Here is a 23,734-nt window from a genome sequence, read left to right as displayed (position 1 = left end):
GCCCAACCGCGCTGCCACGGGGTTGTCGGTTTGCTGCTAGGGGATGCAGCAGAATGCCCGCACTCCATGACGATGCATTCCGCCACGCTCACGCCCGCGCAGGCCCTGCGCCTCGCGCTTGCGTTGTCGATGGGTGCCGCGGTCTCGCTCGGCATCACGCGCTTTTCTTATGGCTTGCTGCTGCCGCCGATGCGCGCGGATTTGGGCTGGAGCTACACGCTGGCCGGCGCGATGAACACCGCGAATGCGGCCGGCTATTTGCTGGGCGCATTGATGATGCCGGCCTTGATGCGGCGCCTCGGGCCGCTGCGTCTGCTGGTCTGGGGTGCGGTGTGGGCCAGCCTGTTCATGGCGGCCAGCGGCTTCTTCACCTCGGCCTCGGCGCTGCTGTTGCAGCGCTTTCTGGCCGGGCTGGCGAGCGCCTGGGTGTTCGTCGCGGGCGGCCTGCTGGCGGCGCGGCTCGGGACGCTGCAGCCGTCGCGCGCAGGTTTTCTGCTGGGCCTGTACTACGGCGGCACGGGCTTGGGCATCACCTTGTCGGCGCTGCTGGTACCGCCGGTGCTGCACGCTGCCGCGGGCGAAGCGCATGGCTGGGCCTGGGCCTGGTGGGCGCTGGCGCTGGCGAGCTTCGCGGGGACGGCCGTGCTGGGGTACGCGGCGCATGCGATGCCGAGCGAGGCGCGTGCACCCGCTGCGCCGGCGTCAGCGCACGAGGCGGCCGCGCAGCCCGCGCGCGCAGTACGTCGCTTCGGCTGGGCGCTCGCGGGCTATGCGCTCTTCGGCACCGGCTACATCGGCTACATGACCTTCGTGATCGCGCTGCTGCGCGAGCAAGGCGCGAGCCCGGCGAACATCACGATGTTCTATGCGCTGCTTGGCGTCGCCTGCGTGGCTTCGGCGCGGCTCTGGGCCGGCTTGCTGGATCGCTTTCATGGCGGCCAGCCGCAGGCGGTGCTCAATGCCTTGCTGGGCATGGCAACCCTGCTGCCGGTGCTGAGCGCCGCGTGGCCGGTGACGCTGGTCTCGGGGCTGCTGTTCGGCGCGGTGTTCCTGTCGGTGGTGGCCTCCACCACCGCGCTGGTGCGCCACAACCTGCCGGCCGAACAATGGGCCACCGGCATCAGCGCCTTCACGATCATCTTCGCGCTGGGGCAGATCGTGGGGCCCACCGTGACCGGCTGGATCTCCGACGGGCCGGGCGGCCTGGCGCGCGGCCTGGTGGCCTCGGCGATCACGCTGTGGGCCGGGGCTGCGCTCGCCTCGCGGCAGCGGCCGCTGCTGCTTACTTGAGCAGGCCTTCGGTCTTCATGGCTTCCTGCACGGCCGGGCGGGCGCCGATGCGTGCATGCCAGGCCTGCACATTCGCGTAGGGCGAGATGTCGACGCCGGTCGGCTTGGTCCAGTTGGTGACGGTGAACAGGTAGCCGTCGGCCACCGTGAAGTGCTCGCCCATCAGGTAGTCCTTGCCTTCGAGCTCGCCGTTGAGCCACTCGTAGCGCGACTGGAGCTTGGTCCTGAAGATGGCCTTGGCTTCTTCGGGCATGTTGGGGTTGAACATCGGCGAGTAGGTCTTGTGCATTTCGGTGCCGATGAAGGTGAGCCACTCCTGCAGCCGGTAGCGCGAGAGCGTGCCGCTGGCGGGGGCGAGGTTCTTGTTCGGCGCGAGGTCGGCGATGTACTGCACGATGGCCGGACCTTCGCGCAGGCGCGTGCCGTCGTCGAGCTCGAGCATCGGCACGTAGCCGAGCGGGTTGATGCCGTAGTAGTCGGTGCCATCCTGCAGCTTGTGGCTCTTGGTGCTGGCGAGCACGGGTTCGAAGGCGAGGCCGGCTTCGCGCAGCGCGATATGGGGCGAGAGCGAGCAGGCGCCCGGCGAGTAATACAGCTTCATGCGAAAAACTCTCCAATGGATGTTCGGGAAACGTTATTTCTTGCAGACGCGAGGCCGATGCTAGCGGGTTCGCCGCGAGCGCGTTTGTCCTACGGGGCCTTGGGCGCGGCGACTATCGGGCCGGCCGGCGCGCCTTTCTATGCTCCCGGCACCGCGGGCGGATGACCGCACGCAAGGAGCTCGCTCATGTTGAAGTACGCCATCATTTTTGCGGTGATCTCGCTGATCGCCGGCGCCCTCGGCTTCGGCGGCGTGGCGGCCGGCGCGGCCGGCATCGCGAAGGTGCTGTTCGGGCTGTTCCTGATCCTGGCGGTCGTGTTCCTCGTTCTTGCGGCGCTCGGGGTGGGCGCGGTGAAGAAAGCGCTGGATTGACGCACTACTCGAACGTGGAGACGGTGCTCGACTACGAGGTCGAGGCGCCGTCGCATTTGCTGCTCAACATCGAGGCCGCGCGCAGCGGCGCACAGACTGTGATCAGCGAGGATCTGGCGATCGAACCGGCGGTGGAAATGCAGGTTTTCTGCGACGAGGGCAGCGGCAACCGCTTCATTCGTTTCGATGCGCCGCAGGGGCCGCTGAAGATCCGCTACCGCGCCAGCGTCCAGCGCGCGCACGTGGAAGTGCCGCCCGATCTGGCCGAAGTGCCGGTGAACCAGGTGCCCAACGAGATCCTCCACTACATGATGCCGACGCGCTACTGCGAGTCGGACCTGATGTCGCGCTGCGCGCAGCAGCTCTTCGGCGACCTGCCGCCGGGCATCGGACGCGTGCAGGCCATCGCCGACTGGATTCACGACAGCATCACCTACGAACCGGGCAGCAGCGACTCGACCACCACCGCGCGCGAGGTCTTCGTCGAGCGCGCCGGCGTGTGCCGCGATTTCGCGCACCTGGGCATCACTTTCTGCCGCGCGCTCAACATCCCGGCGCGGCTGGTGGTGGGCTATGTGTGGTTCGACGAGCCGCCGCAGGATTTTCATGCGCTGTTCGAGGCCTGGCTGGGCGGGCGGTGGGTCTTGTTCGATGCCACGCGCATGGCGCCGGTCGATCGCCTGGTGCGCGTGGGCACGGGGCGTGATGCGAAGGACGTCGCCTTCTGCACCATCTTCGGGCCGGTGCGCATGACGGGCAAGTCGCTGGTCGTGCGCGAACTGCAGGACGAAAGCCTGACGCCGCCGGCCGAGCCCGAGCCCAGCGGGCAGCTGGTCGGGATCGAGAAGCCGGCGCCGGTGGCCACCGCCGGCGAATCCTTGATTGCTATCAAAATGATAGCAATCGGCCCAGGCAAATAGCCGGGCCCGGCTTGCCCCTCCACGCCGCACGGAGCACGGTGCGCGATTAAAATTAGCGCCCCTTTCCGCGAGCGCACGCGCATGTGCGCCCCCACTCTCCATGCTGTACCCCGAAGAATTCGATGTGATCGTCGTCGGTGGCGGCCATGCCGGCACCGAAGCCGCGCTGGCCTCCGCGCGCATGGGCGCGCGCACGCTGCTGCTCACCCACAACATCGAGACGCTGGGGCAGATGAGCTGCAATCCCTCGATCGGCGGCATCGGCAAGGGGCACCTGGTGAAGGAGGTCGACGCGCTGGGCGGTGCGATGGCGATCGCGACGGACGAGGGCGGTATTCAGTTCCGCATCCTCAATTCGAGCAAGGGGCCGGCGGTGCGGGCGACGCGCGCGCAGGCCGACCGCGTGCTCTACAAGGCCGCGATCCGGCGCCGGCTCGAGAATCAGCCGAACCTGTCGCTGTTCCAGCAGGCAGTCGATGATTTGATGATCGAGGGTGACCGCGTGGTCGGCGCGATCACGCAGGTCGGCATCGCGTTCCGCGCGCGCGCGGTGGTGCTGACGGCAGGCACCTTTCTCGACGGCCGGATCCATGTCGGGCTCGACAACTACCAGGCCGGCCGCGCCGGCGATCCACCGGCGGTCAGCCTGTCGGCGCGCCTCAAGGAACTGAAGTTGCCGCAAGGCCGGCTCAAGACCGGCACCCCGCCGCGGCTGGACGGGCGGAGCATCGACTTCTCGAAGTGCGTCGAACAACCGGGCGACGGCATGCCGGGCGGTGCCGGGCCGATGCCGGTCTTCAGCTTCATGGGCCGGGCCGACATGCACCCGCGGCAGATGCCGTGCTGGATCACGAACACCAACGCGCGCACGCACGAAATCATCCGTTCCGGCTTCGACCGCAGCCCGATGTTCACCGGCAAGATCGACGGCATCGGGCCGCGCTACTGCCCGAGCGTGGAAGACAAGATCAACCGCTTCGCGGACAAGGAAAGCCACCAGATCTTCCTGGAGCCCGAAGGCCTGACGACCAACGAGTACTACCCAAACGGGATCTCGACCAGCCTGCCTTTCGACATCCAGTACCAGTTGGTGCGTTCGATGGCGGGTCTGGAGAACGCCCACATCCTGCGCCCGGGCTACGCGATCGAGTACGACTACTTCGATCCGCGCGAACTCAAGAGCAACTTCGAGACGCGCGCGATCCAGGGGCTCTTCTTTGCGGGGCAGATCAACGGCACCACCGGCTACGAAGAGGCGGCGGCGCAGGGCTTGTTTGCCGGCATCAATGCGGCGCTGCAATGCAGAGAGGGGGCCGCCTGGATGCCCCGCCGCGACGAAGCCTACCTGGGTGTGCTGGTCGACGACCTGATCACCAAGGGCGTGACCGAGCCCTATCGCATGTTCACCAGCCGGGCCGAGTTCCGGTTGCAGCTGCGCGAAGACAACGCCGACATGCGGCTCACCGAGATCGGGCGCAAGCTGGGCTTGGTGGACGATGCGCGCTGGGACGCCTTCTCGCGCAAGCGCGATCTTGTTTCACGTGAAACAGAGAGGCTGCGTTCTATTTGGGTGAATCCGAGGAACCTGCCGGCAGCCGAGTCCGAACGCGTGCTCGGCAAGGCGATCGAGCGTGAGTACAACCTGGGCGACCTGCTGCGCCGGCCCAATGTAAGTTACGCCTCGCTGATGTCGCTGGACGGCGGGAAGTACGGCTCGGACCAGCCCCTGGGCGAATCGGAGATCGAGCAGATCGAGATCGCGGCCAAGTACGCCGGCTACATCGACCGGCAGCATGACGAGGTCGAGCGCGCGGCGCACTTCGAGAATCTCAAGCTGCCGGCCGACCTCGACTACAGCCAGGTCGCGGCGCTGAGTTTCGAGGTGCGGCAGAAGCTGAGCAAGCATCGTCCGGAAACCCTGGGGCTGGCTTCGCGCATCTCCGGTGTGACGCCGGCGGCCATCTCGCTCTTGATGATTCACCTGCGCAAAGGCGGTCATCGCGCGTTCGCTCGAGACGCAGCGGCCGAGCCGCAGCAGATCGACGAATGAGCCAGGATCTGGTGCTGCGCGAGGGCGCAGCCAAACTCGGCCTCGCGCTGAGCGATCGCCAGTGCGAACGGCTACTGGCCTACGGTGCGCTGATCCTCAAGTGGAACAAGGTCTACAACCTGACTGCGCTGCGCGATCCGACGACGGTGCTGACGCATCATCTGCTCGACAGCCTGTCGGTGATCGGGCCGCTGAACCGCGAGTGGCCGGGGAGGGCGAAGCTGCTCGACGTCGGCGCCGGCGCTGGTCTTCCGGGCGTGGTGATTGCGATCCTGCGCGAAGACATCGATGTCAGCTGCCTCGACGCCGTGGCCAAGAAGGCGGCCTTTGTTCAACAGGTCGCGGCCGAGCTGGGGCTGCCCAATCTGCGAGGCGTGCACGCGCGTGTCGAATCGCTGGCCGGAAATTACGAACTCATCAGTTCACGCGCCTTTGCTTCGCTCCCTGATTTCTTCACCGGCTCGATACGCCTGCTGGCGCCCGGCGGGCTTTGGTTGGCCATGAAGGGCAAGGTGCCCAGCGACGAATTGGCAGAGCTGCCGCCGGGAATCGATGTGTTTCACGTGGAACAATTGAGCGTTCCGGGCCTCGATGCCGAACGCTGCATCGTCTGGGCACGAAAAGCTGCCTCTTGACAGGCGCCCGACGCGTCGACCTCGCTTAGACTCGACGCTCTCCCATCCAAGGCAATTTCATGTTCGGCATCGCTGACTACGGCGCGTTCGTCGTCGCCATCATCATATTTCTCGCGATTCCCGGACCCGGGAACCTGGCGATCATCACCTCCACCGGCAAGGGCGCAATCCGTGGCGGACTGGCCGCCGCCCTGGGCTTGATCGCCGGAGACCAGATGCTGATGTGGGCTGCCGTGGCCGGTGTCGCCGCCTTGCTGGGCGCCTATCCGCCCGCGTTCAAGGCCGTCCAATGGCTGGGTGCGGCCTACCTCGCCTGGTTGGGATTCAAGATGCTGACGGCCAAGCCGGGCGCCGCGCCAGTCCTGAACATCCGTCCGCAGCAGTATTTCCGGCAGGCCTTGATGATCACGCTGCTGAATCCGAAGGCGATCGTCTTCTATATGGCCTTCTTCCCGCTCTTCGTCGACCCGGCTCGCCACCAGGGGCTCACGACCTTCGCGGTGATGGCACTGACCATCGCCGTGCTGACCTTCATCTATTGCCTGATCGCGACGCTGCTCACGCATTTCCTCGCGGAGCGCCTGCGCGCCAATCCCCGCATCTCGGCCACGCTCGAAAAGCTCGCCGGCGTCTTCCTCATCGCCTTCGGCCTCAAGCTGGCGGTGTCCAGATAGCATGGCGAAGATCTTCTGCATCGCGAACCAGAAGGGCGGCGTCGGCAAGACCACGACCACCGTCAACCTGGCCGCCGGACTGGCCAAGGTGGGTCAACGGGTCCTGATGATCGATCTGGATCCCCAGGGCAACGCCACCATGGGCTCAGGCATCGACAAGCGGCAGCTGGAAACGACGGTGTACGACGTGCTGCTCGAGTCCGCTTCCGTGGTCGAAGCACGGGTGAAGTCCGAAAAATGCGGCTATGACGTGCTGGGCGCGAACCGCGAGCTGGCCGGCGCCGAGGTGGAAATGGTCGCGCTCGACCGACGCGAAAAGCGCCTGCGTACCGCACTGGCCGCCGTCGGCGCCGAGTACGACTTCATCCTGATCGACTGCCCGCCCAGCCTGAGCCTGCTCACGCTCAACGGTCTGTGCACAGCGCACGGCGTGATCGTGCCGATGCAGTGCGAGTATTTCGCGCTCGAAGGGCTGACCGACCTGGTCAACACCATCAAGCAGGTGCACGCCAATCTCAACAAGAATTTGCAGATCATCGGCCTGCTGCGCGTGATGTTCGATCCGCGCATCACGCTGCAGCAGCAAGTCAGCGAGCAACTCAAGTCCCATTTCGGCGAGAAGGTGTTCGACACCGTGATCCCGCGCAATGTGCGGCTGGCCGAGGCGCCGAGCTACGGTCTACCGGGCGTGGTCTTCGATCCGGCGGCCAGGGGCAGCCAGGCTTACATTGCTTTTGCGCAGGAGCTGGTCGAGAAGATGCCGCCGGCCAGCGCGCTGGCCGGCGCCTCGCCCGTGCCCGCACCGGAGCCGATGGATGCGCCGCCGGTTGCGATCCAGGATCCGAACGGCCTCTGAGGCCCGCCGGATCGATCTCTTTTGCTATCAATTTCGCAGCAGATGACTGCCCCGAAAATCCTGTTGTTGCCCGGCTGGCAAGACAGCGACCCGCCGCACTGGCAGAGTCGCTGGGAGGCGGTTCATGGCGATCATCGAGTCGAGCAGCATGACTGGATGCGCCCCTTGCGTGGTGACTGGTCGGCCCGCCTCGAAGAAGAGATCCTGGCTGCGCCGGGGCAGGTCGCGCTGGTGGCGCACAGCCTGGGCTGCATCCTCGTCGCCGCCTGGGCCGCGCATTCGCGCAACACGCACAAGGTGGCGGCCGCGCTGCTGGTCGCGCCGGGCGATCTGGAGCGCGAGGACCTGCGCGAGCTGATCCCGGGCTGGGCGCCGGTCGTGCGCCAACCCTTGCCATTCCGCGCTCTCATGATCGCGGCCAACGACGACCCCTACTGTGCTGCCGAGCGCTCGCGCGCAATGGCCGGCGACTGGGGAGCCCGCTACATCGACGCAGGTCGAGGCGGCCACCTCAACGGCGAATCCGGCCTGGGCGACTGGCCCCATGGCCGGCAATTGCTGAACGATCTATTGAAAGAAGAATGACCTCGATGGCCACCAAGAAACCCAAGGGCCTCGGCCGCGGACTCGAAGCCTTGCTGGGCCCGACCTTCAACGGTCCGGACAGCTCCGCCAACGACGATGCCGCGCCGCCCAACCCGACCGCGCTGAACCTCGACCAGATGGTGCCCGGCGTCTACCAGCCGCGCACGCGCATGGACGAGGGCGCGCTCTACGAGCTGGCCGAGAGCATCAAGGCGCAGGGGATCATGCAGCCGATCCTGGTTCGCCGCCTCGACGGAGATGCGGCGCGCACCAAGAACGCCGAGTTCGAGATCATCGCGGGCGAGCGCCGCTTCCGCGCGGCCAAGCTGGCCGGCCTCGACAGCGTGCCCGTGCTCGTGCGCGACGTGCCGAACGAAGCCGCCGCTGCCATGTCGCTGATCGAGAATATCCAGCGCGAAGACCTCAACCCGCTGGAAGAGGCCCAAGGCCTGCAACGCCTGGTCGCCGAGTTTGGGCTCACTCACGAATCTGCGGCTCAGGCGGTGGGCCGTTCGCGCAGCGCCGCCAGCAATCTGCTGCGTCTTCTGAACCTGGCCGAACCGGCTCAGGCGATGCTGATGGCGGGTGACATCGACATGGGCCATGCGCGCGCGCTGCTTTCGCTCGACAAGGGCACCCAGATCACCGCGGCCAACCAGATCGCCGCCAAGAAGCTCTCGGTGCGCGAGGCCGAGGCGCTGGTCAAGAAGCTGGCCGCCGAATTCAGCCTCACGCCGTCGCCGCGGCGCGGCGCCGCCGAGAAGTCGCGCGACCTCCAGCGCGTGGAGGAAGAGCTGGCCGATCTGCTGGCGGCCGAAGTCGAAGTGCGCATCAAGAAGCGCAGCAAGCGCAACGGGAAGGTGGAGGAGAGCGGCGAACTCGCGATCCACTTCGGCTCGCTCGAAGCGCTCAACGGTCTGATCGACCGCATCCGCCAAACGGCATAACTCACGACATCTCGGATCCCTTCCTTCCGGGCGATTGATTCGCCGGCTTCTTTGCGCATATGCTCAGGAGTTACTTTTTTTAACTTTAGCCCGAAAGTTCTCGGAGGGGATTCCACCATGCATATCGCTCGACTTCCGCTTGCCGCCGTCGCCGTGGGGGCGCTTCTTTTGACCGGTTGCCAGACCACGGACATGCAGATGGGCAGCCAGAGCGCGAAGACCGTGGCGACCGGCAGCGCAGCCGGCAGTGCATCGGCCAATACCAGCAGCTCGCTCGAGCGCTGCGCCTCGCCACTGGGCACCGTGTCGCTGATCGAGAACCAGTCGGCGGGCTGGTACACCATCCTGCGCAACGAATACAAGCTGCCCCCGACGGCCAACCTGCTGCGTCTGCTGATCCAGCAATCCAACTGCTTCGTCGTGGTCGAGCGCGGCGCGGCCGGCATGAACGCCATGTCGCGCGAGCGCGATCTCATGCAGTCGGGCGAAATGCGCCAGGGCAGCAACTTCGGCCGCGGCCAGATGGTGGCGTCCGACTACGGCATGTCGCCCGAGATCGTGTTCAGCAACAGCAATGCCGGCGGAGTCGGCGGCTCCTTGGGCGGCCTGGTCGGCGGCCGTTACAGCGGCGTGCTGGCAGCGGTCGGCGGCAACCTGCAGACCAAGGAAGCCAGCGCACTCTTGACGCTGATCGACAACCGCTCGGGCGTGCAGGTTGCGGCTTCGGAAGGCAGCGCCTCCAAGACCGACTTCGGCGCCTTCGGCTCCGTCTTCGGCGGCGGCGGTGCCGGCGCTCTCGGTGGCTACACCAACACGGCGCAGGGCAAGGTGATCAGCGCCGCCTTCATGGACGCCTTCAACCAGATGGTCGTTTCGCTGCGCAACTACAAGGCGCAGACGGTGCAAGGGCAGGGCCTGGGCGGCGGCGGCCGGCTGGGTGTCGATGGCGGCGTGGCGCCGTCGCAGACCTCAGCGCCGGCCGAGCGTGCGCCAACTCGGCGCAACAGCAAATAAGACCCGAGGTTCAGGGCGCAAAGCCCGGCGCGGCTCTTCGAGCCCCGGGCTTTTTGCATTCTTCTTCAGAGGCTGAAGATCTTGCCGGGGTTCATGATGTTCTTCGGATCGAGCGCGCGCTTGATCGTGCGCATCATGTCGATCGCGCCGGTGCCGGCTTCGGCGACCAGGAAATCCATCTTGTGCAGGCCCACGCCGTGCTCGCCGGTGCAGGTGCCTTCGAGCGCCAGCGCGCGCGACACCAGCGCGTGGTTGAGCTTCTCGGCCGTCACGCGCTCCTCGGGCGCATTCGGATCCAGCAGATAGCCGAAGTGGAAGTTGCCGTCGCCCACGTGGCCGACCAGGAAGTAGGGGATGCCGCTGGCATCGGCCTCGGCCACCGATTCGAGCAGGCAGTCGGCCAACCGCGAGATCGGCACGCAGGTGTCGGTCGAGATCACGCGGCAGCCGGGGCGCGACTGCACGGCCGCGAAATAACTGTTGTGCCGCGCGGTCCACAGGCGCGTGCGCTCTTCCGGCGTGCTGGCCCATTCGAAGGCCTTGCCGCCATGGCCGCTGGCCAGTTCCTGCACGGTCTCGGCCTGTTCCTTGACGCCGGCCGGCGAGCCGTGGAACTCCATCAGGAGCATCGGTTCCTCGCGCAGGCCGAGCTTGGCGTAGGCGTTCACCATGCGCACGGTGTTGACGTCGATCAGCTCCACGCGCGCGATCGGCACGCCCAGCTGGATGATCTCGATGGTGGTGCGCACGGCCGCCTCGATGCTCGGGAAGGAGCAGATCGCGGCCGACACCGCCTCGGGCAGCGGATAGAGGCGCAGCGTGATCTCGGTCACCACGCCCAGCGTGCCCTCGCTGCCAACCATCAGGCGCGTGAGGTCGTAGCCGGCCGATGACTTCTTCGCGCGCGTGCCCGTGCGGATCACTTCGCCGCTCGCGGTGACCACCTCGAGCGCCAGCACGTTCTCGCGCATGGTGCCGTAGCGCACCGCGTTCGTGCCGCTCGCGCGGGTGGCGGTCATGCCGCCGATCGAAGCGTCGGCGCCGGGGTCGATCGGGAAGAAGAGGCCGGTGCTCTTGATCTCGTCGTTGAGCTGCTTGCGCGTGACGCCGGGCTGCACCGTGACCGTGAGGTCGTCGGCGTTGGTCGAGAGCACGCGGTTCATGCGGCTCACGTCGATGCTGATGCCGCCCTGCACCGCGAGCAGATGCCCTTCGAGCGACGAGCCGACGCCAAAGGGGATCACCGGCACGCGGCAGTCGCTCGCAAGCTTGACCGCATCGGCCACGTCCTGCGTGCTCTCGGCGAAGACCACGGCCGAGGGCGGCGGTGCATCGAAGGAGGACTCGTCGCGCCCGTGCTGCGTGCGCACCGCCATCGCGGTCGAGCAGCGCTCGGCAAAGCGCGCCTTCAAGGCCGCGATCAGCGCATCGGGCACCTCGCGCAGCGCGATCTCGGGCGTGAGATGGGAAAGGGCGGCGGGGGCGTTCATCGGCGGGTCTCCTGAAGGGTCTACCATTCTACGAACCGCATTCGAAAAGGGCCCCGACATGGGCAATCGACTCACTCAGATCGCCACGCGCACCGGCGACGACGGCACCACCGGCCTCGGCGACAACACGCGCGTGCCCAAGGACCACCTGCGCGTGCACGCGATGGGCGACGTGGACGAACTCAACTCGCACATCGGCGTGCTGCTGTGCGAGCCGATGCCGGCGCCCGTGCGCGAGCTGCTGGTCGACGTGCAGCACCAGCTCTTCAACCTCGGCGGCGAGCTCTCGATGCCGGGCTACACGCTGCTCAAGGCCGATGCGCTGCTGCAGCTCGACAACGCGCTGGCCGAGCACAATGCGGCGCTGCCGCGCCTGGCCGAGTTCATCCTGCCGGCCGGCACCCGCGCCGCCTCGCAGGCGCACGTGTGCCGTACGGTCGCGCGGCGCGCCGAGCGTGCGGTCGTCGCGCTCGGCGCCGAGGCCGAACTCAACGATGCGCTGCGCCAGTACCTCAACCGCCTGAGTGATCTACTGTTCGTGCTGGCGCGCGTGCTCAACCGCGTCGACGGCGGCGACGACGTGTACTGGAAGAGCGAGCGCATGGCGCGTGCCGCTGCCAGTGAAGAATGACGACTTGAACCCAGGAACCCGAACCATGCCCATCGAACCCCGTTCTCCCGCATTGATCGCCGCGCTCGCATTCGCGGCCATGCTCGCGCTGCCGGTTGCCGCGTCGGCCCAGAGCGCCGACAACCCACCGAAGGCGCAGCGTGCCAACACCCTGAAAACCCCGCCGCGCGACAACAAGGTCCTCGGCGGCATCGAGCGCGGTTCCGATGCCGCCGGCCGCGGCATCGACCGCGCGGGCAGCGCCACCGAGCGTGGCGTCAACAACGTGTCGGAGCGCGCGAGCCGGCCGGTGCGCAGGGTGGGCGAGGCCTTCGGGCGCAAGCTCGGCGGCGGCCATGCCGCGCCGCCGCCGGTCGGGCCGCAGGGCGGCGCGCCCTAGCTTCACCTTGCTTCACCTCGCGCGTACATGCATGGCGCGCGAGCGACACACGGGCCTTCGAGACTGAACTCCTCATCAACGCGAAGGAGTTCCAAGATGATCAAGCCCAAGAGCATGGCCGTGGCCGCAGCGGCGCTCGCGATGTGCATGGCGGGCAGTGCCTTTGCGCAGGACCGCCGGTTCGACCACGACGATCGCCGGGGCCCGCAGCACTACCAGCAGCAGCAGCAGCAGCGTCATTTCGAACGCCACGGTGCTCACCAGGACTTTCGGGAGGGCCGCCATTTCGACCGCCACGGCTATTCGCATCCGCGTGCCGAATGGCGCCGCGGCGGCTACGTGCCGCGCGAATACCGCGGCCGCAACTACGTGGTCAGCGACTGGCGTGGCCACCGGCTGCATGCGCCCCCGCGTGGCTACCAGTGGGTCGGCGTCGGAGGCGACTATGTGCTGGCCGCCATCGCCACCGGCCTGATCGCGCAGATCATCGCGGGCCAGTAAGGCTTCAGACGGCGGTCGGCGCCATCTGGGCGCACACGTTGCGCCCGGTGATGGTCAGGCGCAGCCCGCCGCCATGCCATTCGAGCCAGTTCAGTTTCACGTAGGCGTCGATGTCCTTGTCGTCGATCCGGTCGGCCTGGCGCTGGGTCAGCAGATCGACCGTGGCAGGCAGCGCCTGCCGCAGCCGCTCCCGGGCCGCGGCTTCATCGGCCGCCGTCGGGGAAGTGCGCGTGGAAGTGGAAGTCGATGCCATGGCTGGTTCTTTTCCGATCGCTGAGGAATGGGGACCAATGTACGCTTCCTGTGTGAAGCGTCACGGACCTTTTTCTCGGATCAGGCCATAAGACATCGGCGAGGCATCATTTGCGCTTCGGCTGCAGCAGCTTGCTGACCTCGTCCACGTTGGACCGGATGCGTTCGCTCACGATGTCAAAAGCCTCGGCCTGCGACTTGGCCGCCAGTTCCGACAGCTCGCGGATGTCGTCGAGTGCCTGCTTGAAGGCGGCCTTGCCCATGGCATCGAGCTTGGCGAGATTCTCCCGCGGGTCGGCGGGCGACATCCCCTTCACCGTGCCCTGCCATTCGACGATCGATGCCTTGAGCATCTCGGTCTGGCGCTGCACCACCGCCTGCAACCCCTGGTAGGACTTCTCGTTGGCCTGCACCAGCGCCTGCAGGTCCTTGCGCCCGCTCTCGACGATGGCGCCTGCGGCGCCCGCCAGCGGAAGGTTCTGCAGGCGTTCGGCCATGCCCTTGAGGGGCTTGATGAAGGCGTCCTGGACATCCTCCGCGGCCGTGGGGCGCGCTTTCTTGGCGGCGGTGGCGCCGCTCGATTTGCTGCTTGTTGCCATGCTTTTCTCCGTTCTGTGGTTGGGGCTGCCACGATACGCCCACACCAGGGCTTCATGGAAGTGGCTTGCAATTTCGCACGTATGTGCTAAATTGGCTCGCATGGACGCCAAGACCCAGAAGAGCGAGATGACCCGCACCGCCATCGTCGGTGCGGCGATGGATCTCGCCTCGGCCGAAGGCCTGGAGGCCATCACGCTGCAAGCGGTGGCCACGCGGCTGGGCTTGTCCAAGAGCGGGGTGTTCTCGCGCGTGGGGTCGCGCGAGGCCTTGCAGAAGGCGGTGATCGAGGAATTCGGCCGCCGCTTCCTGGCCGATGTCTTCGTGCCTGCGATGCAAAAGCCCAAGGGCCTCGCGCGCCTCGACGAGATCGTGTCTCGCTGGATCGTGCGCACGCGCGACGTGGAGATCGAAACCGGCTGCATCTACACCGCTGGAGCCTTCGAGCTCGACGACCGCGAAGGCGAGCTGCGGGACCTGCTGCTGGAAGAAGTCACGCGCTGGCGCGCCGCGCTCCGGCGTACCGTGCTGCAGGCCATCGAGACCGGCGAGCTCAAGGCCGAGACCGACCCCGCGCAGCTCGTCAGCGAAATCAACGGCCTGGTGATGGCCCTGCTGCACGACGCGCGCTTCCTGCGCGACCCGCGTGCCGCTGAGCGCGCCGTGCTGACCTGGCAACGGCTGGTCGCCAGCTACCGGGCCTGAACCCCCATGTCTCTCTGCCTTGCCCGTTCCCTTGTCTGAATTTCGCACAACTGTGCGATAAAAGGAGAAACCTCATGTTGATCGCTTTTCTCTTTCTTGGAGCCTGCCTGGTGGGGCTGGGCATCCGTTCCGTCGTTGATACCGTGCGCAGCCTCCCGCGCAGCAACGAAGACTGGGTCTGGTACTGAGCATGGAATCCACCATCAGCACTGGCGCCAGCGCCGCCGCTTCCAACTACTACGGCGCCAGCCTCGCGATGCGCGCACTGCGCTTCGCGCTGGGCACGGCGCAACGCGCCTGGCCGGCTCTTGGGGTCCGCGCCGCCTATCGGCTCTTCGGCACGCCGCTGCCGCTCAAATGGATCAACCGGCGCCACGGCCCGGGCGCGGGCTGGCGGCGCGAAGCCTGGCCCTTCGAGGACGCGAGCATGGGCCTCTACACGCCCGCCGTGATGGCCGCCGACACGCCGAAGGTCCTGCTGGTGCACGGCTGGGGCGGTCATGCGGGCCAGATGCTGGCGCTCGCGCAGGCCGTGGCGGCCGAGGGTTTCACGCCGGTGCTGCTCGAGATGCCGGCCCATGGCCGCAGCGCGGGCACCGTCAGCAACTTGCCGCAGTTCGCACGTGCCGTCGACTATGTGGCAGCGCGGCTGGTGCAGCAGGGCGCCATTCTGCAGGCCGTGGTCGCGCACTCGCTGGGCGCCAACGCGCTGGCCTACGCCGCGGGCCGCGGCCTGCCCGCGCAAAGCCTGGTGCTGCTGGCGCCGCCCGCGTCGCCGCACGCGTTCACGCGCTATTTCGCGCACGTGTTCGGCCTCAGCGAGCGCACGCGCGCCGCGATGCAGCGGCGGATCGAGGCGCGTGAGGGCATCCTGATGCCGCTCCTGGAGCCGGCCGCCGTCGGCCCGCGCATCGGCCAGCCCACGCTGGTCGTGCACGATCGCGACGACCGTGTCAATCGCTTCGCGGACGGCGTGGCCTACCGCGATGCGATCGCGGGCGCGCGGCTGATCGCGACCGAAGGCCTGGGCCACCGGCGCATCCTCAAGGAGCCCTCGGTGCTGCAGGAAGTGGTCGCGTTCATCGTCCGGCCCTGAGCGCCGGAAGAAGCTTCAGCGCGCCGCGAGCGCGGCCGCTGCCGCGTCGGGCAGCTCGATCTTGACCTCGAGCACCTCGAGGTCGTCCTGCTTCTCCAGGTTGACCTTGATGTCCTCGGCCTTGATCGACACGTACTTGGAGATCACCGCGATCAGCTCGCGCTGCAGTTCCGGCAGGTAGTCGGGCCGCTTCTTGCCGCTCAAGCTGCTGCGCTCGTGCGCGAGGATGATCTGCAGCCGCTCCTTGGCGACGCTCGCAGTCTTCTTCTTTTCGCCCAAGAGGAACGAGAGGAGGGACATGGCTTATCTCCCTCCGAACATGCGCCTGAAGAAGCCCGGCTTCTCGGCATCGATGAAGCGCATCGGCTTGTCTTCGCCGAGGAAGCGCGCCACCACGTCGCTATAAGCCTCGGCCACGTCGCTTTCCTTGTCGTGGATCGCGGGCACGCCCTGGTTGGAAGCCTGGAGCACGCTTTCGGATTCGGGGATCACGCCGATCAGCTTGATGCGCAGGATGTCCTTGATGTCCTCCAGCGAGAGCATCTGGCCGCCGGCCACGCGGTTCGGGTTGTAGCGCGTGATCAGCAGGTGCTCCTTGATCGGGTCGCCGCCGTTCTTCGCGCGCTTCGTCTTGCTGCCGAGCATGCCGAGGATGCGGTCGGAATCGCGCACCGACGAAACTTCCGGATTGGTCACGACCAGGGCCTCGTCGGCGAAGTGCATCGCCATCAGCGCACCGGTCTCGATGCCGGCCGGGGAGTCGCAGACGATGTAGTCGAAGTCCATTCCGCCGAGGTCCGTCAGAACCTTCTCGACGCCGTCCTGCGTGAGCGCGTCTTTGTCGCGCGTCTGCGAAGCGGCCAGCACGAACAGGTTGTCGCACTGCTTGTCCTTGATGAGGGCCTGATTCAGGTTGGCCTCGCCCTGGATCACGTTGATCAGGTCGTACACCACGCGCCGTTCGCAGCCCATGATCAGGTCGAGGTTGCGCAGGCCGACGTCGAAATCGATCACGGCCGTCTTCTTGCCGGCAAGCGCGAGCCCCGACGCAAAGCTCGCGCTCGTGGTCGTCTTGCCGACGCCGCCCTTGCCCGAGGTCACCACCACAATTTTGGCCATTCCATTCCTTCGTTTATTTCGGTTGTCAGGTGTGCGAGGCGCGCCGCTTCATTGAATCGCGCTCATCACGATTTTCTTGCCGTCGAGCGAGATCTGTGCCGGCTTGCCTGCGATGTCTGCCGGCAGAGCGACTTCCGAGGTGCGGTAGATGCCCGCGATCGCCACCAGCTGCGCTTCCATGCAGGTCGTGAAGATGCGCGCCTCGGCATTGCCGCGCGCACCGGCGATCGCCTTGCCGCGCAGCGGTGCATAGACGTGGACGTTGCCGTCGGCGATCACCTCGGCGCCGAAGCTGACCACGGCGGTCACGACCACGTCGCCGCCCCGTGCATACACCTGCTGGCCCGAGCGCAAGGGCTTGTCGATCACCAGCGTGCCATTCGCCGGCACCGGCACTTCGCGCACGATTTGCGGCGCCTCGCTGGGCGCCTCGGCCGGCGGCGCAGGCGCGCGGGGGCTCGGCGTCACCGGCATCGCGGCCAGCGACAGGCCGGCGGCACGGGCCGCGGCACTCTGCGCATCGTTGCCGCCGCGCACGGCGATCGGCTGCGTCTGGTGGCGCGCCAGCAACGCGCGCAGCGCGGCAAAGTCGATATTGGCGCCCGCTTCGTTCTCCTGCAGCTGCGAGAGGTCGATGACCACCGGCTCCTGATCGAAGAAGTCAGGCGAATCGGCCAACTGGACGTCCAGCGCCTCGGCGAGAACGCCGAGCTCGGCCGTCTTGAGGATCACGGCGATCAGCGGCAGCGTCGCGCTCTTGAATTCGAATACCGCCTTGGTGCGCGCGGCGGAAGCATCGGCCATGGAAAACGTTGGTGCGAAAAGCGTTGGAGTCTAACGGGGAGCAGGCCGCACGCCGCTGACAGGCTGGTGAAAGAACACGCGGCACAACATCTCTTGCACCAGGTTGCATTTTTTGCGGTCATGAAGGAGCGCCCGATTCCTACACGGGCCCCGGAAATCTCTTCGCAGACTGGCCCGCTTCAAAAAGGCGCATTTCCTGCCATGCAACCCATCCTCGATATCCGGACCGTCCAGCCCGACCTCTACACCTACAGCCTCGGTGCGGCGGCGCAGGCCGTGCTTCCGCGCGACGATTTCTTCGAAACAGCCGAGCGCTGCCTGCAGGACGCGGGCCAGGGCCTCTTCCTGTACTTCGACCGCGTCCAGATCTGCTTTGCCGGCTTTGCGCTCGGCAGCTATCCGGTGACGCGCATGGTCGAGGATCCGATGGGACTGTTTCGCGAACTCATGGCGCGCATCGAAATCGTCTACCGATCGCGCACCCTCCCGCGCCGGCGCATTCAGGCCTGGCGCGAGCGGCTCAGCAGCGCGTAGAGCAGGATCGCGCCGAAGGTCGCCGTGCCGATGCCGCCGAGCGCGAACTGGCCGAACTTCAGCGTGAAATCGCCGGTGCCGATGATCAGCGTGATCGCAGCCACGATCAGGTTCTTGTTCTGCGAGAAGTCGACCTTGTTGTCGACCCAGATCTTGGCGCCCGCGACCGCGATCAGGCCGAAGACCACGATGCTGACGCCGCCCATCACCGGCAGCGGGATGGCCTGGATCAGCGCGCCGAACTTGGGGCTGAAGCCCAGCAGCAGCGCGATCAGCGCGGCGACCACGAACATCGCCGTGGAATAGATCTTGGTGGCCGCCATCACGCCGATGTTTTCCGCATAGGTCGTGACGCCGGTGCCGCCGGCCGCGCCGCTCACCATGGTCGCGATGCCGTCGCCGATGAAGGCGCGGCCGAGATAGGGGTTGAGGTCGCGCCCCGTCATCGCGCTCACGGCCTTGATGTGGCCCAGGTTCTCGGCCACGAGGATCACCGCCACCGGCGCGATCAGCAGCATCGCGTTGACATCGAACACCGGCACCGCGAACCGCGGCAGGCCGAACCATGGCGCGGTGCCGAGGGCCGTGAAGTCGATCGGCTTGCCCAGCCCGAGGCCGTTGGTCAGCACTGCGTAGATCACGCTCGCGGCGATCAGCCCCATCAGGATCAGCAAGCGCTGCACCATGCCGCGCGTGTAGACCGCGATCAGGCCGACGCAAAGAAAGGTCAGCGCCTGGATCCAGGTGTCGAAGCCGGTCGGCGCCATGTTCTTGATCGGCACGCTCGCCAGGTTGAGCCCGATCACCGCGACCACCGCGCCGGTGACCACCGGCGGCATCAGCCGTTCGATCCAGTGCACCGCAACGTCCTGCTCGATCTCCTCGACCTCCATGCCCCGCAGGGGCGCCGTCTTGTGATGGCGCTCGTTGGTGACGGCCACCAGGATGCCGATCAATGTGTAGACCAGGCCGCAGGCGATGATGCCGCCCAGCGCCACGCCCAGGTTGGCGTTCGGCCCCTGGCCGGCATAGCCCGTGGCCGCGATCACCACGCCGATGAAGGCGAAGCTCGAGCCCAGGTAGCTGGGCACCCGGCCGCCGGTGACGACGAAGAAGATCAGCGTGCCGACGCCGCTCATCAGGATCGCGATGTTGGGATTGAAGCCCATGAGGATCGGCGCCAGCACCGTGGCGCCGAACATCGCGATCACGTGCTGCACGCCCATCGCGGCCGTTTGCGGCCAGGGCAGCCGCTCGTCGGGCGCCACCACGGCGGTGCTGCCGGCTGCGACTTCGCGCCAGCGGGGAAGGTAGGAATCGCTCATTGTTCTTCTCCTCGGTTGTTGTCTTTGTCGGGATCCCGGGCTCCGCCGGTCAGCGCGCCTTCAGCACCGCCATGGTGATGCGGGAGACGCAAGTGAGTTCGCCCGCGTCGTTGGTCATGTCGATCTGCCACACCTGCGTGCTGCGGCCGCGGTGCACCGGCCGCGCGGTGCCGGTGACCCAGCCGGAGGTCGTGGCCTTGATGTGATTGGCATTGATGTCCAGTCCCACGCAGCGCTCGCCTTCGGGCGCCGAGTAGTGGGCGCCGCAGGAGCCCAGCGTCTCGGCCAGCACCACCGACACGCCGCCGTGCAGGATGCCGAAGGGCTGGCGCGTGCGCTCGTTCACCGGCACGCGGGCGCGAATGAAATCGTCACCGATCTCAAGGAACTCGACGCCCAGCGTCTGGACCGCGGTGTCGATGTGGCTGCGAGTCAGTTCTTCGATCGAGATTTCTTTTTTCCAGATGGGCATGCGGCATTCTCCTGTTCGATGTGGCCAAAACTATAGCGACTGGCCCTGATACGACGGGCCTCCCGCCGACACTGCCGCCGGCCTTGTACGGCATAAGCTTTCATCATGACCCGCGCAGGACGATGGATCACCGGCACCGCCGTCGCGGTGCTGCTCTTGCTGGGCGGCCTGGCCCTGTTGGCCTGGCGGCTGTTGCCGAGCGACGAAGCGCTCGCGGCCGAGATCGGCCAGCGCTTCGAGAAGGCCTCCGGCATCGGCCTTCGCATCGGCGGGGCGCACTGGTCGCTGAGGCCGATCCCGGTGGTGGTGCTGAGCGATCTCGCGACCGTGCAGGAGCGCCCGATCACCGTGCGGCGCGTGGTCGTGCGGCCGCAGCTCGCCGCGCTGTGGAATCGCAGGATCGCGATCGATGCCGTCGAAATCGAGGGTGCCGTGCTGCCGCGCACCTCGGTGCGCGCCTTCCGCGGGCGTTGGCAGTGGAGCGATGCGGCCACGGCGTTGGCCGGCGCGTGGAGCCCGGCGGAGGTTGCGCTCGAACACCTGCGGCTGCGCGATGTGACCTGGATCGACCGCCGCGACATCGGATTGGCCTACGACGCCGACCTGCGCTTCGACCGCGGCTGGCGCCCGCGCGAGGCCGAAGTGTCGCGGCGCGGCGCATCGCCCGCCGCGAGGATGCGCGTCGAACGCGAAGGCGAGCAGGACCGCTGGCGCGTGAAGATCGATGTGGGCGGCGGCTCGTGGAACGGCGATGCGGCGCTGCGGGTGCTCGACCAGGGCCGGATGCGCCTCACGGCCCAGCTGTCGCCGAAGGGCGTGGACATCGCCGGGCTGGTCGGCGCCTTTGCGCGGCGCAACGTGGTCGAAGGCAGGATTGACGGCCAGACCGAGCTCGAAACCGAGGGCGACAACCTGGGCGAGATGGTGCGCCGGCTGCACACGCGCACCCGATTCACGGTCAAGCCCGCGACCTTGAAGGGCTTCGATCTCGCGAAGGCAGTCAGCACCGCCGGCGCGGACCGCAGCGGCCAGACCGTGTTCGACGACCTCACGGGCACCCTCGACACCCAGTCCGGCGACGACGGCATCGTGCTTCGCTACACCGGCCTGCAGGCGCGCTCCGGCTTGCTCACCGCGAGCGGCAGCGCCACGGTGCTCAACCGGCGCCTGAGCGGCGAGGCAGCAATCGACCTGGTCGACGGCGTGGTCGGCGTGCCCTTCAAGCTCGCCGGCACGCTCGACGAGCCGCAGCTTTCGCTGACCGGCGGCGCGCTCGCCGGCGCCGCAGTGGGCACGGCCGTGCTGCCGGGTGTCGGCACCGCCATCGGCGCGCGCATCGGGCAGCAGGTGGAAAAGCTGTTCGGCGGCGAGGACGAAGAGAAGGAAAAGAAGCCGCCGCAGAAGCCGCGCTGAGGCTCAGGGCGCCGGGCGGAAACCGGGCAGCGCATGCATGCGCCGCTTGAGCGCTTCGATGAAGGCGGTCACACGCGCGGGTCTATAGATCCCTGGCGGCAACGCGACGTGGATCCCGACCGGCTCCAGCCACCATTGAGGCAGCACCCGCTTGAGCCGGCCGGCCTGCAGGTCGTCCTGGCACATCCACGGCGCCGCCGCCCCGATGCCCGCGCCGTTGAGGATGGCGCGGTAGCTCGACAGCAGGCTGTCGGTGCGGATCGGCGTGTCCAGCGCCACGATGCGCGAGCGGCCGGCCTTGTCGAGCAGGCGCACGCTGCCCATCACGTAGGGCACCAGCCCGACGCAGGGCAGCGAGGGCAGCCGCGCCAGGGTCACCGGCCCCAGGCGCTTGAGCAGCGCCGGTGTGGCGAGCAGCACGCGCTCCATCGAGCCGAGCTGGCGGCAGACCAGCCCCGGGTCGCGCACCTCGCCGACGCAGACCCAGCACTCCGCGCCCGAGGCGGCGAGGTCGATCACGCGATCGGTCAGCGTCAGCTCGATGCGCAGGCCGGGATGGGCGGCGCGCAGATCGGTCACTGCATCGGTCAGGAAGCCGGTGCCGTAGCCGGAGGGGCCGATCACGCGCAGCGTGCCCTCGGGCCGGCTCTGCCCGCCCGAGAGCCGGCTCGACAGGCCCGACCAGCGATCGGTCAGGTCGTGCGCCTCGGCCAGCAGCGAGCGGCCTTCGTCGGTCAGCGAGAAGCTCGCGGTGGTGCGTATCGCGAGCTTGCAGCCGAGCAGGCGTTCGAGCTCCAGCAGCCTGCGGCTCACCGTCGGCTGCGTGGTGCCGAGCAGGCGGGCCGCCTTGCTGAGCGAGCCGGTGTCGCCGATGCGCAGAAAAGTGTCGAGCAGGTCCAGGCGGTCGTGCGTGGTCTTCATGCGCAGCACGTATAGCACTTCATCGTCCCATACGTCTACCGCTGGCGCCGGTCTCTTCGTATCTTCGGCGGCATGAGCCGCAGAGCCGTTACCAAGGCGGATACCGGAGCGCGCAGCGCAGAGGTTACTTAATGAGCACCCAGACCCCCACTGCACGCTTCGTGGGCGACACGCCGCAGGGCGGCACCGTCCTCGGCTTCTATGCGCCCAAGGGCGCGCCGCGCCCGCCCCGCATTGCGCGCGGCGAGGGCATCTTCCTGTGGGACGCCGACGGCAAGCGCTATCTCGACGCCACCGCCGGCGCGGTGGTCGCCAACATCGGCCACGGCAATCCGCGCGTGCTGGCCGCGATGACCGAGCAGGCGGCCAAGGTCAGCTTCGCCTACCCGCGCTTCTTCGAGAGCGAGCACAACATCGCGCTGGCCGACCGCGTCTGCGCGCTCGCGGGCGAGGGCTTCGATCGCGCCTTCTTCGTCTCGGGCGGCTCGGAAGCCAACGAATCGGCGATCAAGCTCGCTCGACAGTACGCGGTGGTCAGGGGCCAGGCGAGCCGCGCCAAGGTGATCTCGTGCAACCCGAGCTACCACGGTTCCACGCTGGGCGCGCTGGCGGTCACGGGCGATGCCAACACGCTCAATCTCTACGGGCCGATGATCCGCGCGATGCCGAAGGTGCCGGCGCCGCTGTCCTACCGCGTGCCGGAAGGGCACACCGTCGAGTCCCATGCGCTGGCGTGCGCCGACGAACTCGAACAGGCCATCCTGCGCGAAGGCCCGGAGACCGTGCTGGCCTTCATCGTCGAACCGATCGGCGGGCTCTCGACCGGCGCGGTGGTGTCCTCGGCGGCCTACTTCGAGCGCGTGCGCAGCATCTGCGACCGCCATGGCGTGCTGGTCATCTACGACGAGATCATGAGCGGCGCCGGCCGCACCGGCGCCTTCCTCGCCGCGCACCACTGGCCGGCCGCGCGCCCCGATCTCGTGACCTTGGCCAAGGGCTTGGCCGCCGGTTACACGCCGCTGGGCTGCCTGCTCGCGCCCGACCGCATCGTCGATGCCGTGGCTGCCAGCGGCGGCTTCGTGCACGGCCATACCTACTTCACCAATCCGCTTTCCTGCGCGGTCGCGCATGCGGTGGTCGACGAGGTGGTCCGGCAGGGCCTTGTCGCGCGCGCCCGCGACAGGGGCGCGTACCTGATGGCGCGCCTCACCGAAGTCGCCGCGCGTTCGCCCATCGTCGGCGACGTGCGCGGCAAGGGTTTACTGACCGCGATCGAGATCGTGGCCGACAAGGCCACACGCCGCCAGCTGCCGGTGGCCTTCAACGCGCCCGCCCGGCTCACCGAGCACGGCTTGAAGCACGGCATCGCGCTCTACAACCGCCGCGCCAACCTCGGCGCCTTCGGCGACTTCCAGATGATCACGCCGCCGCTCACGATCACCGAGCCGGAGATCGACGAGCTCGCCGACCTGCTCGAGAAGTCCCTGCGCGATCTCGCCGACGAGATCGCGCGCAAGGGCCTGGCCGCGTGAACCCTATTCATTTCTGAAA

The 23,734-nt window shown here is 67.6% G+C and carries 28 protein-coding genes; 18 read left to right on the top strand and 10 right to left on the bottom strand.

Annotated elements, in window-relative coordinates; genetic code table 11:
• Positions 1 to 66 precede the first annotated feature (66 nt).
• The gene (locus BLS74_RS13535; protein ID WP_093106978.1) at positions 67 to 1,290 is read left to right on the top strand and encodes a YbfB/YjiJ family MFS transporter; all 1,224 of its coding nucleotides are present in this window, start codon (positions 67 to 69) and stop codon (positions 1,288 to 1,290) included.
• On the opposite strand, the gene gstA is transcribed toward BLS74_RS13535, so the two are convergent.
• The gene (gene gstA, locus BLS74_RS13530) at positions 1,283 to 1,891 is read right to left on the bottom strand and encodes a glutathione transferase GstA (RefSeq protein ID WP_093106974.1); all 609 of its coding nucleotides are present in this window, start codon (positions 1,889 to 1,891) and stop codon (positions 1,283 to 1,285) included. The two genes, BLS74_RS13535 and gstA, sit on opposite strands and share 8 nt — an antisense overlap.
• A 186-nt stretch (positions 1,892 to 2,077) precedes the next feature.
• On the opposite strand from gstA, the gene BLS74_RS13525 reads away from it, so the two are divergent.
• The 9 genes from BLS74_RS13525 to BLS74_RS13485 all read left to right on the top strand — a co-directional run bounded on the left by BLS74_RS13525 (position 2,078) and on the right by BLS74_RS13485 (position 9,944).
• Positions 2,078 to 2,263, top strand: coding sequence for a DUF1328 family protein (locus BLS74_RS13525; RefSeq protein ID WP_093106971.1), 186 nt, complete (start codon positions 2,078 to 2,080; stop codon positions 2,261 to 2,263).
• Complete coding sequence (locus BLS74_RS13520; protein WP_093106969.1) at positions 2,260 to 3,183, top strand: transglutaminase-like domain-containing protein; 924 nt, start codon at positions 2,260 to 2,262, stop codon at positions 3,181 to 3,183. Before BLS74_RS13525 ends, BLS74_RS13520 begins: the two co-directional genes overlap by 4 nt.
• Before the next feature lie 100 nt (positions 3,184 to 3,283).
• Positions 3,284 to 5,233, top strand: coding sequence for a tRNA uridine-5-carboxymethylaminomethyl(34) synthesis enzyme MnmG (mnmG, locus tag BLS74_RS13515; protein ID WP_093106967.1), 1,950 nt, complete (start codon positions 3,284 to 3,286; stop codon positions 5,231 to 5,233).
• The gene (gene rsmG / locus BLS74_RS13510; RefSeq protein ID WP_093106964.1) at positions 5,230 to 5,868 is read left to right on the top strand and encodes a 16S rRNA (guanine(527)-N(7))-methyltransferase RsmG; all 639 of its coding nucleotides are present in this window, start codon (positions 5,230 to 5,232) and stop codon (positions 5,866 to 5,868) included. Before mnmG ends, rsmG begins: the two co-directional genes overlap by 4 nt.
• A 59-nt stretch (positions 5,869 to 5,927) precedes the next feature.
• Positions 5,928 to 6,542: a LysE family transporter gene (locus BLS74_RS13505; protein WP_093106960.1), complete on the top strand. Its 615-nt coding sequence runs from the start codon at positions 5,928 to 5,930 to the stop codon at positions 6,540 to 6,542.
• 1 nt (position 6,543) lies between these two features.
• Positions 6,544 to 7,398 (top strand): ParA family protein, encoded by an 855-nt coding sequence (locus BLS74_RS13500; RefSeq protein ID WP_093106957.1) that lies wholly within the window; start codon positions 6,544 to 6,546, stop codon positions 7,396 to 7,398.
• A 42-nt stretch (positions 7,399 to 7,440) separates the two neighbouring features.
• Complete coding sequence (locus BLS74_RS13495; protein WP_093106954.1) at positions 7,441 to 7,983, top strand: RBBP9/YdeN family alpha/beta hydrolase; 543 nt, start codon at positions 7,441 to 7,443, stop codon at positions 7,981 to 7,983.
• A gap of 5 nt (positions 7,984 to 7,988) precedes the next feature.
• Positions 7,989 to 8,930 carry a ParB/RepB/Spo0J family partition protein gene (locus BLS74_RS13490; RefSeq protein WP_093107344.1) on the top strand — a complete coding sequence of 314 codons (942 nt, stop codon included), beginning with the start codon at positions 7,989 to 7,991 and terminating at the stop codon, positions 8,928 to 8,930.
• Between the two features lie 117 nt (positions 8,931 to 9,047).
• A complete protein-coding gene (locus BLS74_RS13485; protein ID WP_093106952.1) occupies positions 9,048 to 9,944 on the top strand; it encodes a CsgG/HfaB family protein in 897 nt (298 codons plus the stop codon).
• A gap of 65 nt (positions 9,945 to 10,009) precedes the next feature.
• Here BLS74_RS13485 and BLS74_RS13480 read toward each other — a convergent pair whose 3' ends face one another.
• Positions 10,010 to 11,434, bottom strand: coding sequence for an FAD-binding oxidoreductase (locus BLS74_RS13480; protein ID WP_093106949.1), 1,425 nt, complete (start codon positions 11,432 to 11,434; stop codon positions 10,010 to 10,012).
• A gap of 58 nt (positions 11,435 to 11,492) precedes the next feature.
• On the opposite strand from BLS74_RS13480, the gene BLS74_RS13475 reads away from it, so the two are divergent.
• The 3 genes from BLS74_RS13475 to BLS74_RS13465 all read left to right on the top strand — a co-directional run bounded on the left by BLS74_RS13475 (position 11,493) and on the right by BLS74_RS13465 (position 12,945).
• Entirely contained in the window at positions 11,493 to 12,065 is a 573-nt protein-coding gene (locus BLS74_RS13475) for a cob(I)yrinic acid a,c-diamide adenosyltransferase (protein ID WP_093106946.1), read from the top strand.
• A 25-nt stretch (positions 12,066 to 12,090) separates the two neighbouring features.
• The gene (locus BLS74_RS13470) at positions 12,091 to 12,444 is read left to right on the top strand and encodes a hypothetical protein (RefSeq protein WP_093106944.1); all 354 of its coding nucleotides are present in this window, start codon (positions 12,091 to 12,093) and stop codon (positions 12,442 to 12,444) included.
• Positions 12,445 to 12,540: 96 nt separating this feature from the next.
• Positions 12,541 to 12,945, top strand: coding sequence for an RcnB family protein (locus BLS74_RS13465; protein WP_093106941.1), 405 nt, complete (start codon positions 12,541 to 12,543; stop codon positions 12,943 to 12,945).
• Positions 12,946 to 12,949: 4 nt separating this feature from the next.
• Here the strand turns inward: BLS74_RS13465 and BLS74_RS13460 are convergent, their stop codons facing one another.
• Positions 12,950 to 13,198 (bottom strand): hypothetical protein, encoded by a 249-nt coding sequence (locus BLS74_RS13460; protein WP_093106939.1) that lies wholly within the window; start codon positions 13,196 to 13,198, stop codon positions 12,950 to 12,952.
• Between the two features lie 106 nt (positions 13,199 to 13,304).
• Positions 13,305 to 13,796, bottom strand: a complete 492-nt coding sequence (phaP, locus tag BLS74_RS13455; protein ID WP_093106936.1) for a TIGR01841 family phasin — start codon at positions 13,794 to 13,796, stop codon at positions 13,305 to 13,307.
• A gap of 100 nt (positions 13,797 to 13,896) precedes the next feature.
• Here phaP and BLS74_RS13450 point away from each other — a divergent pair, with 100 nt between their 5' ends.
• Entirely contained in the window at positions 13,897 to 14,499 is a 603-nt protein-coding gene (locus tag BLS74_RS13450) for a TetR/AcrR family transcriptional regulator (RefSeq protein ID WP_093106933.1), read from the top strand.
• Between the two features lie 190 nt (positions 14,500 to 14,689).
• A complete protein-coding gene (locus BLS74_RS13445; protein ID WP_093106931.1) occupies positions 14,690 to 15,595 on the top strand; it encodes an alpha/beta hydrolase in 906 nt (301 codons plus the stop codon).
• Positions 15,596 to 15,610: 15 nt separating this feature from the next.
• Here the strand turns inward: BLS74_RS13445 and minE are convergent, their stop codons facing one another.
• The 3 genes from minE to minC are packed head-to-tail and all read right to left on the bottom strand — an operon-like array spanning position 15,611 to position 17,518.
• Positions 15,611 to 15,895 (bottom strand): cell division topological specificity factor MinE, encoded by a 285-nt coding sequence (gene minE, locus BLS74_RS13440; protein WP_093106928.1) that lies wholly within the window; start codon positions 15,893 to 15,895, stop codon positions 15,611 to 15,613.
• A gap of 3 nt (positions 15,896 to 15,898) precedes the next feature.
• The gene (gene minD / locus BLS74_RS13435; RefSeq protein WP_093106925.1) at positions 15,899 to 16,714 is read right to left on the bottom strand and encodes a septum site-determining protein MinD; all 816 of its coding nucleotides are present in this window, start codon (positions 16,712 to 16,714) and stop codon (positions 15,899 to 15,901) included.
• 48 nt (positions 16,715 to 16,762) lie between these two features.
• On the bottom strand, positions 16,763 to 17,518 hold the full coding sequence (gene minC, locus BLS74_RS13430) for a septum site-determining protein MinC (RefSeq protein WP_093106923.1): 756 nt from the start codon (positions 17,516 to 17,518) through the stop codon (positions 16,763 to 16,765).
• Positions 17,519 to 17,719: 201 nt separating this feature from the next.
• Here minC and BLS74_RS13425 point away from each other — a divergent pair, with 201 nt between their 5' ends.
• Positions 17,720 to 18,052, top strand: a complete 333-nt coding sequence (locus tag BLS74_RS13425) for a hypothetical protein (protein WP_093106920.1) — start codon at positions 17,720 to 17,722, stop codon at positions 18,050 to 18,052.
• Here BLS74_RS13425 and BLS74_RS13420 read toward each other — a convergent pair.
• Together BLS74_RS13420 and BLS74_RS13415 are read right to left on the bottom strand one after the other, a co-directional pair.
• The gene (locus BLS74_RS13420) at positions 18,019 to 19,377 is read right to left on the bottom strand and encodes a solute carrier family 23 protein (protein ID WP_093106918.1); all 1,359 of its coding nucleotides are present in this window, start codon (positions 19,375 to 19,377) and stop codon (positions 18,019 to 18,021) included. The genes BLS74_RS13425 and BLS74_RS13420 overlap by 34 nt on opposite strands.
• Before the next feature lie 49 nt (positions 19,378 to 19,426).
• The gene (locus BLS74_RS13415) at positions 19,427 to 19,849 is read right to left on the bottom strand and encodes a hotdog fold thioesterase (protein WP_093106916.1); all 423 of its coding nucleotides are present in this window, start codon (positions 19,847 to 19,849) and stop codon (positions 19,427 to 19,429) included.
• Between the two features lie 105 nt (positions 19,850 to 19,954).
• Here BLS74_RS13415 and BLS74_RS13410 point away from each other — a divergent pair, with 105 nt between their 5' ends.
• Positions 19,955 to 21,262 carry an AsmA-like C-terminal region-containing protein gene (locus BLS74_RS13410; RefSeq protein ID WP_093106913.1) on the top strand — a complete coding sequence of 436 codons (1,308 nt, stop codon included), beginning with the start codon at positions 19,955 to 19,957 and terminating at the stop codon, positions 21,260 to 21,262.
• A gap of 3 nt (positions 21,263 to 21,265) precedes the next feature.
• Here BLS74_RS13410 and BLS74_RS13405 read toward each other — a convergent pair whose 3' ends face one another.
• Positions 21,266 to 22,183: a LysR family transcriptional regulator gene (locus BLS74_RS13405; RefSeq protein WP_093106910.1), complete on the bottom strand. Its 918-nt coding sequence runs from the start codon at positions 22,181 to 22,183 to the stop codon at positions 21,266 to 21,268.
• Between the two features lie 131 nt (positions 22,184 to 22,314).
• Between BLS74_RS13405 and BLS74_RS13400 the strand changes: the two genes are divergently transcribed.
• Entirely contained in the window at positions 22,315 to 23,715 is a 1,401-nt protein-coding gene (locus tag BLS74_RS13400) for an aminotransferase family protein (RefSeq protein WP_093106908.1), read from the top strand.
• Positions 23,716 to 23,734 lie beyond the last annotated feature (19 nt).

Source organism: Variovorax sp. CF079 (assembly GCF_900101545.1).
GTDB lineage: Bacteria > Pseudomonadota > Gammaproteobacteria > Burkholderiales > Burkholderiaceae_C > Variovorax.
This window is presented reverse-complemented; position numbering and strand designations above follow the sequence as displayed.

What these genes read in the sequence shown, in the direction of transcription:
- BLS74_RS13535 (WP_093106978.1), top strand. Translation starts at nt 67, where the DNA reads ATGACGATGCATTCCGCCACGCTCACGCCCGCGCAGGCCCTGCGCCTC.
- gstA (WP_093106974.1), bottom strand. Translation starts at nt 1,891, where the DNA reads ATGAAGCTGTATTACTCGCCGGGCGCCTGCTCGCTCTCGCCCCATATC.
- BLS74_RS13525 (WP_093106971.1), top strand. Translation starts at nt 2,078, where the DNA reads ATGTTGAAGTACGCCATCATTTTTGCGGTGATCTCGCTGATCGCCGGC.
- mnmG (WP_093106967.1), top strand. Translation starts at nt 3,284, where the DNA reads ATGCTGTACCCCGAAGAATTCGATGTGATCGTCGTCGGTGGCGGCCAT.
- rsmG (WP_093106964.1), top strand. Translation starts at nt 5,230, where the DNA reads ATGAGCCAGGATCTGGTGCTGCGCGAGGGCGCAGCCAAACTCGGCCTC.
- BLS74_RS13505 (WP_093106960.1), top strand. Translation starts at nt 5,928, where the DNA reads ATGTTCGGCATCGCTGACTACGGCGCGTTCGTCGTCGCCATCATCATA.
- BLS74_RS13500 (WP_093106957.1), top strand. Translation starts at nt 6,544, where the DNA reads ATGGCGAAGATCTTCTGCATCGCGAACCAGAAGGGCGGCGTCGGCAAG.
- BLS74_RS13495 (WP_093106954.1), top strand. Translation starts at nt 7,441, where the DNA reads ATGACTGCCCCGAAAATCCTGTTGTTGCCCGGCTGGCAAGACAGCGAC.
- BLS74_RS13490 (WP_093107344.1), top strand. Translation starts at nt 7,989, where the DNA reads ATGGCCACCAAGAAACCCAAGGGCCTCGGCCGCGGACTCGAAGCCTTG.
- BLS74_RS13485 (WP_093106952.1), top strand. Translation starts at nt 9,048, where the DNA reads ATGCATATCGCTCGACTTCCGCTTGCCGCCGTCGCCGTGGGGGCGCTT.
- BLS74_RS13480 (WP_093106949.1), bottom strand. Translation starts at nt 11,434, where the DNA reads ATGAACGCCCCCGCCGCCCTTTCCCATCTCACGCCCGAGATCGCGCTG.
- BLS74_RS13475 (WP_093106946.1), top strand. Translation starts at nt 11,493, where the DNA reads ATGGGCAATCGACTCACTCAGATCGCCACGCGCACCGGCGACGACGGC.
- BLS74_RS13470 (WP_093106944.1), top strand. Translation starts at nt 12,091, where the DNA reads ATGCCCATCGAACCCCGTTCTCCCGCATTGATCGCCGCGCTCGCATTC.
- BLS74_RS13465 (WP_093106941.1), top strand. Translation starts at nt 12,541, where the DNA reads ATGATCAAGCCCAAGAGCATGGCCGTGGCCGCAGCGGCGCTCGCGATG.
- BLS74_RS13460 (WP_093106939.1), bottom strand. Translation starts at nt 13,198, where the DNA reads ATGGCATCGACTTCCACTTCCACGCGCACTTCCCCGACGGCGGCCGAT.
- phaP (WP_093106936.1), bottom strand. Translation starts at nt 13,796, where the DNA reads ATGGCAACAAGCAGCAAATCGAGCGGCGCCACCGCCGCCAAGAAAGCG.
- BLS74_RS13450 (WP_093106933.1), top strand. Translation starts at nt 13,897, where the DNA reads ATGGACGCCAAGACCCAGAAGAGCGAGATGACCCGCACCGCCATCGTC.
- BLS74_RS13445 (WP_093106931.1), top strand. Translation starts at nt 14,690, where the DNA reads ATGGAATCCACCATCAGCACTGGCGCCAGCGCCGCCGCTTCCAACTAC.
- minE (WP_093106928.1), bottom strand. Translation starts at nt 15,895, where the DNA reads ATGTCCCTCCTCTCGTTCCTCTTGGGCGAAAAGAAGAAGACTGCGAGC.
- minD (WP_093106925.1), bottom strand. Translation starts at nt 16,714, where the DNA reads ATGGCCAAAATTGTGGTGGTGACCTCGGGCAAGGGCGGCGTCGGCAAG.
- minC (WP_093106923.1), bottom strand. Translation starts at nt 17,518, where the DNA reads ATGGCCGATGCTTCCGCCGCGCGCACCAAGGCGGTATTCGAATTCAAG.
- BLS74_RS13425 (WP_093106920.1), top strand. Translation starts at nt 17,720, where the DNA reads ATGCAACCCATCCTCGATATCCGGACCGTCCAGCCCGACCTCTACACC.
- BLS74_RS13420 (WP_093106918.1), bottom strand. Translation starts at nt 19,377, where the DNA reads ATGAGCGATTCCTACCTTCCCCGCTGGCGCGAAGTCGCAGCCGGCAGC.
- BLS74_RS13415 (WP_093106916.1), bottom strand. Translation starts at nt 19,849, where the DNA reads ATGCCCATCTGGAAAAAAGAAATCTCGATCGAAGAACTGACTCGCAGC.
- BLS74_RS13410 (WP_093106913.1), top strand. Translation starts at nt 19,955, where the DNA reads ATGACCCGCGCAGGACGATGGATCACCGGCACCGCCGTCGCGGTGCTG.
- BLS74_RS13405 (WP_093106910.1), bottom strand. Translation starts at nt 22,183, where the DNA reads ATGAAGACCACGCACGACCGCCTGGACCTGCTCGACACTTTTCTGCGC.
- BLS74_RS13400 (WP_093106908.1), top strand. Translation starts at nt 22,315, where the DNA reads ATGAGCACCCAGACCCCCACTGCACGCTTCGTGGGCGACACGCCGCAG.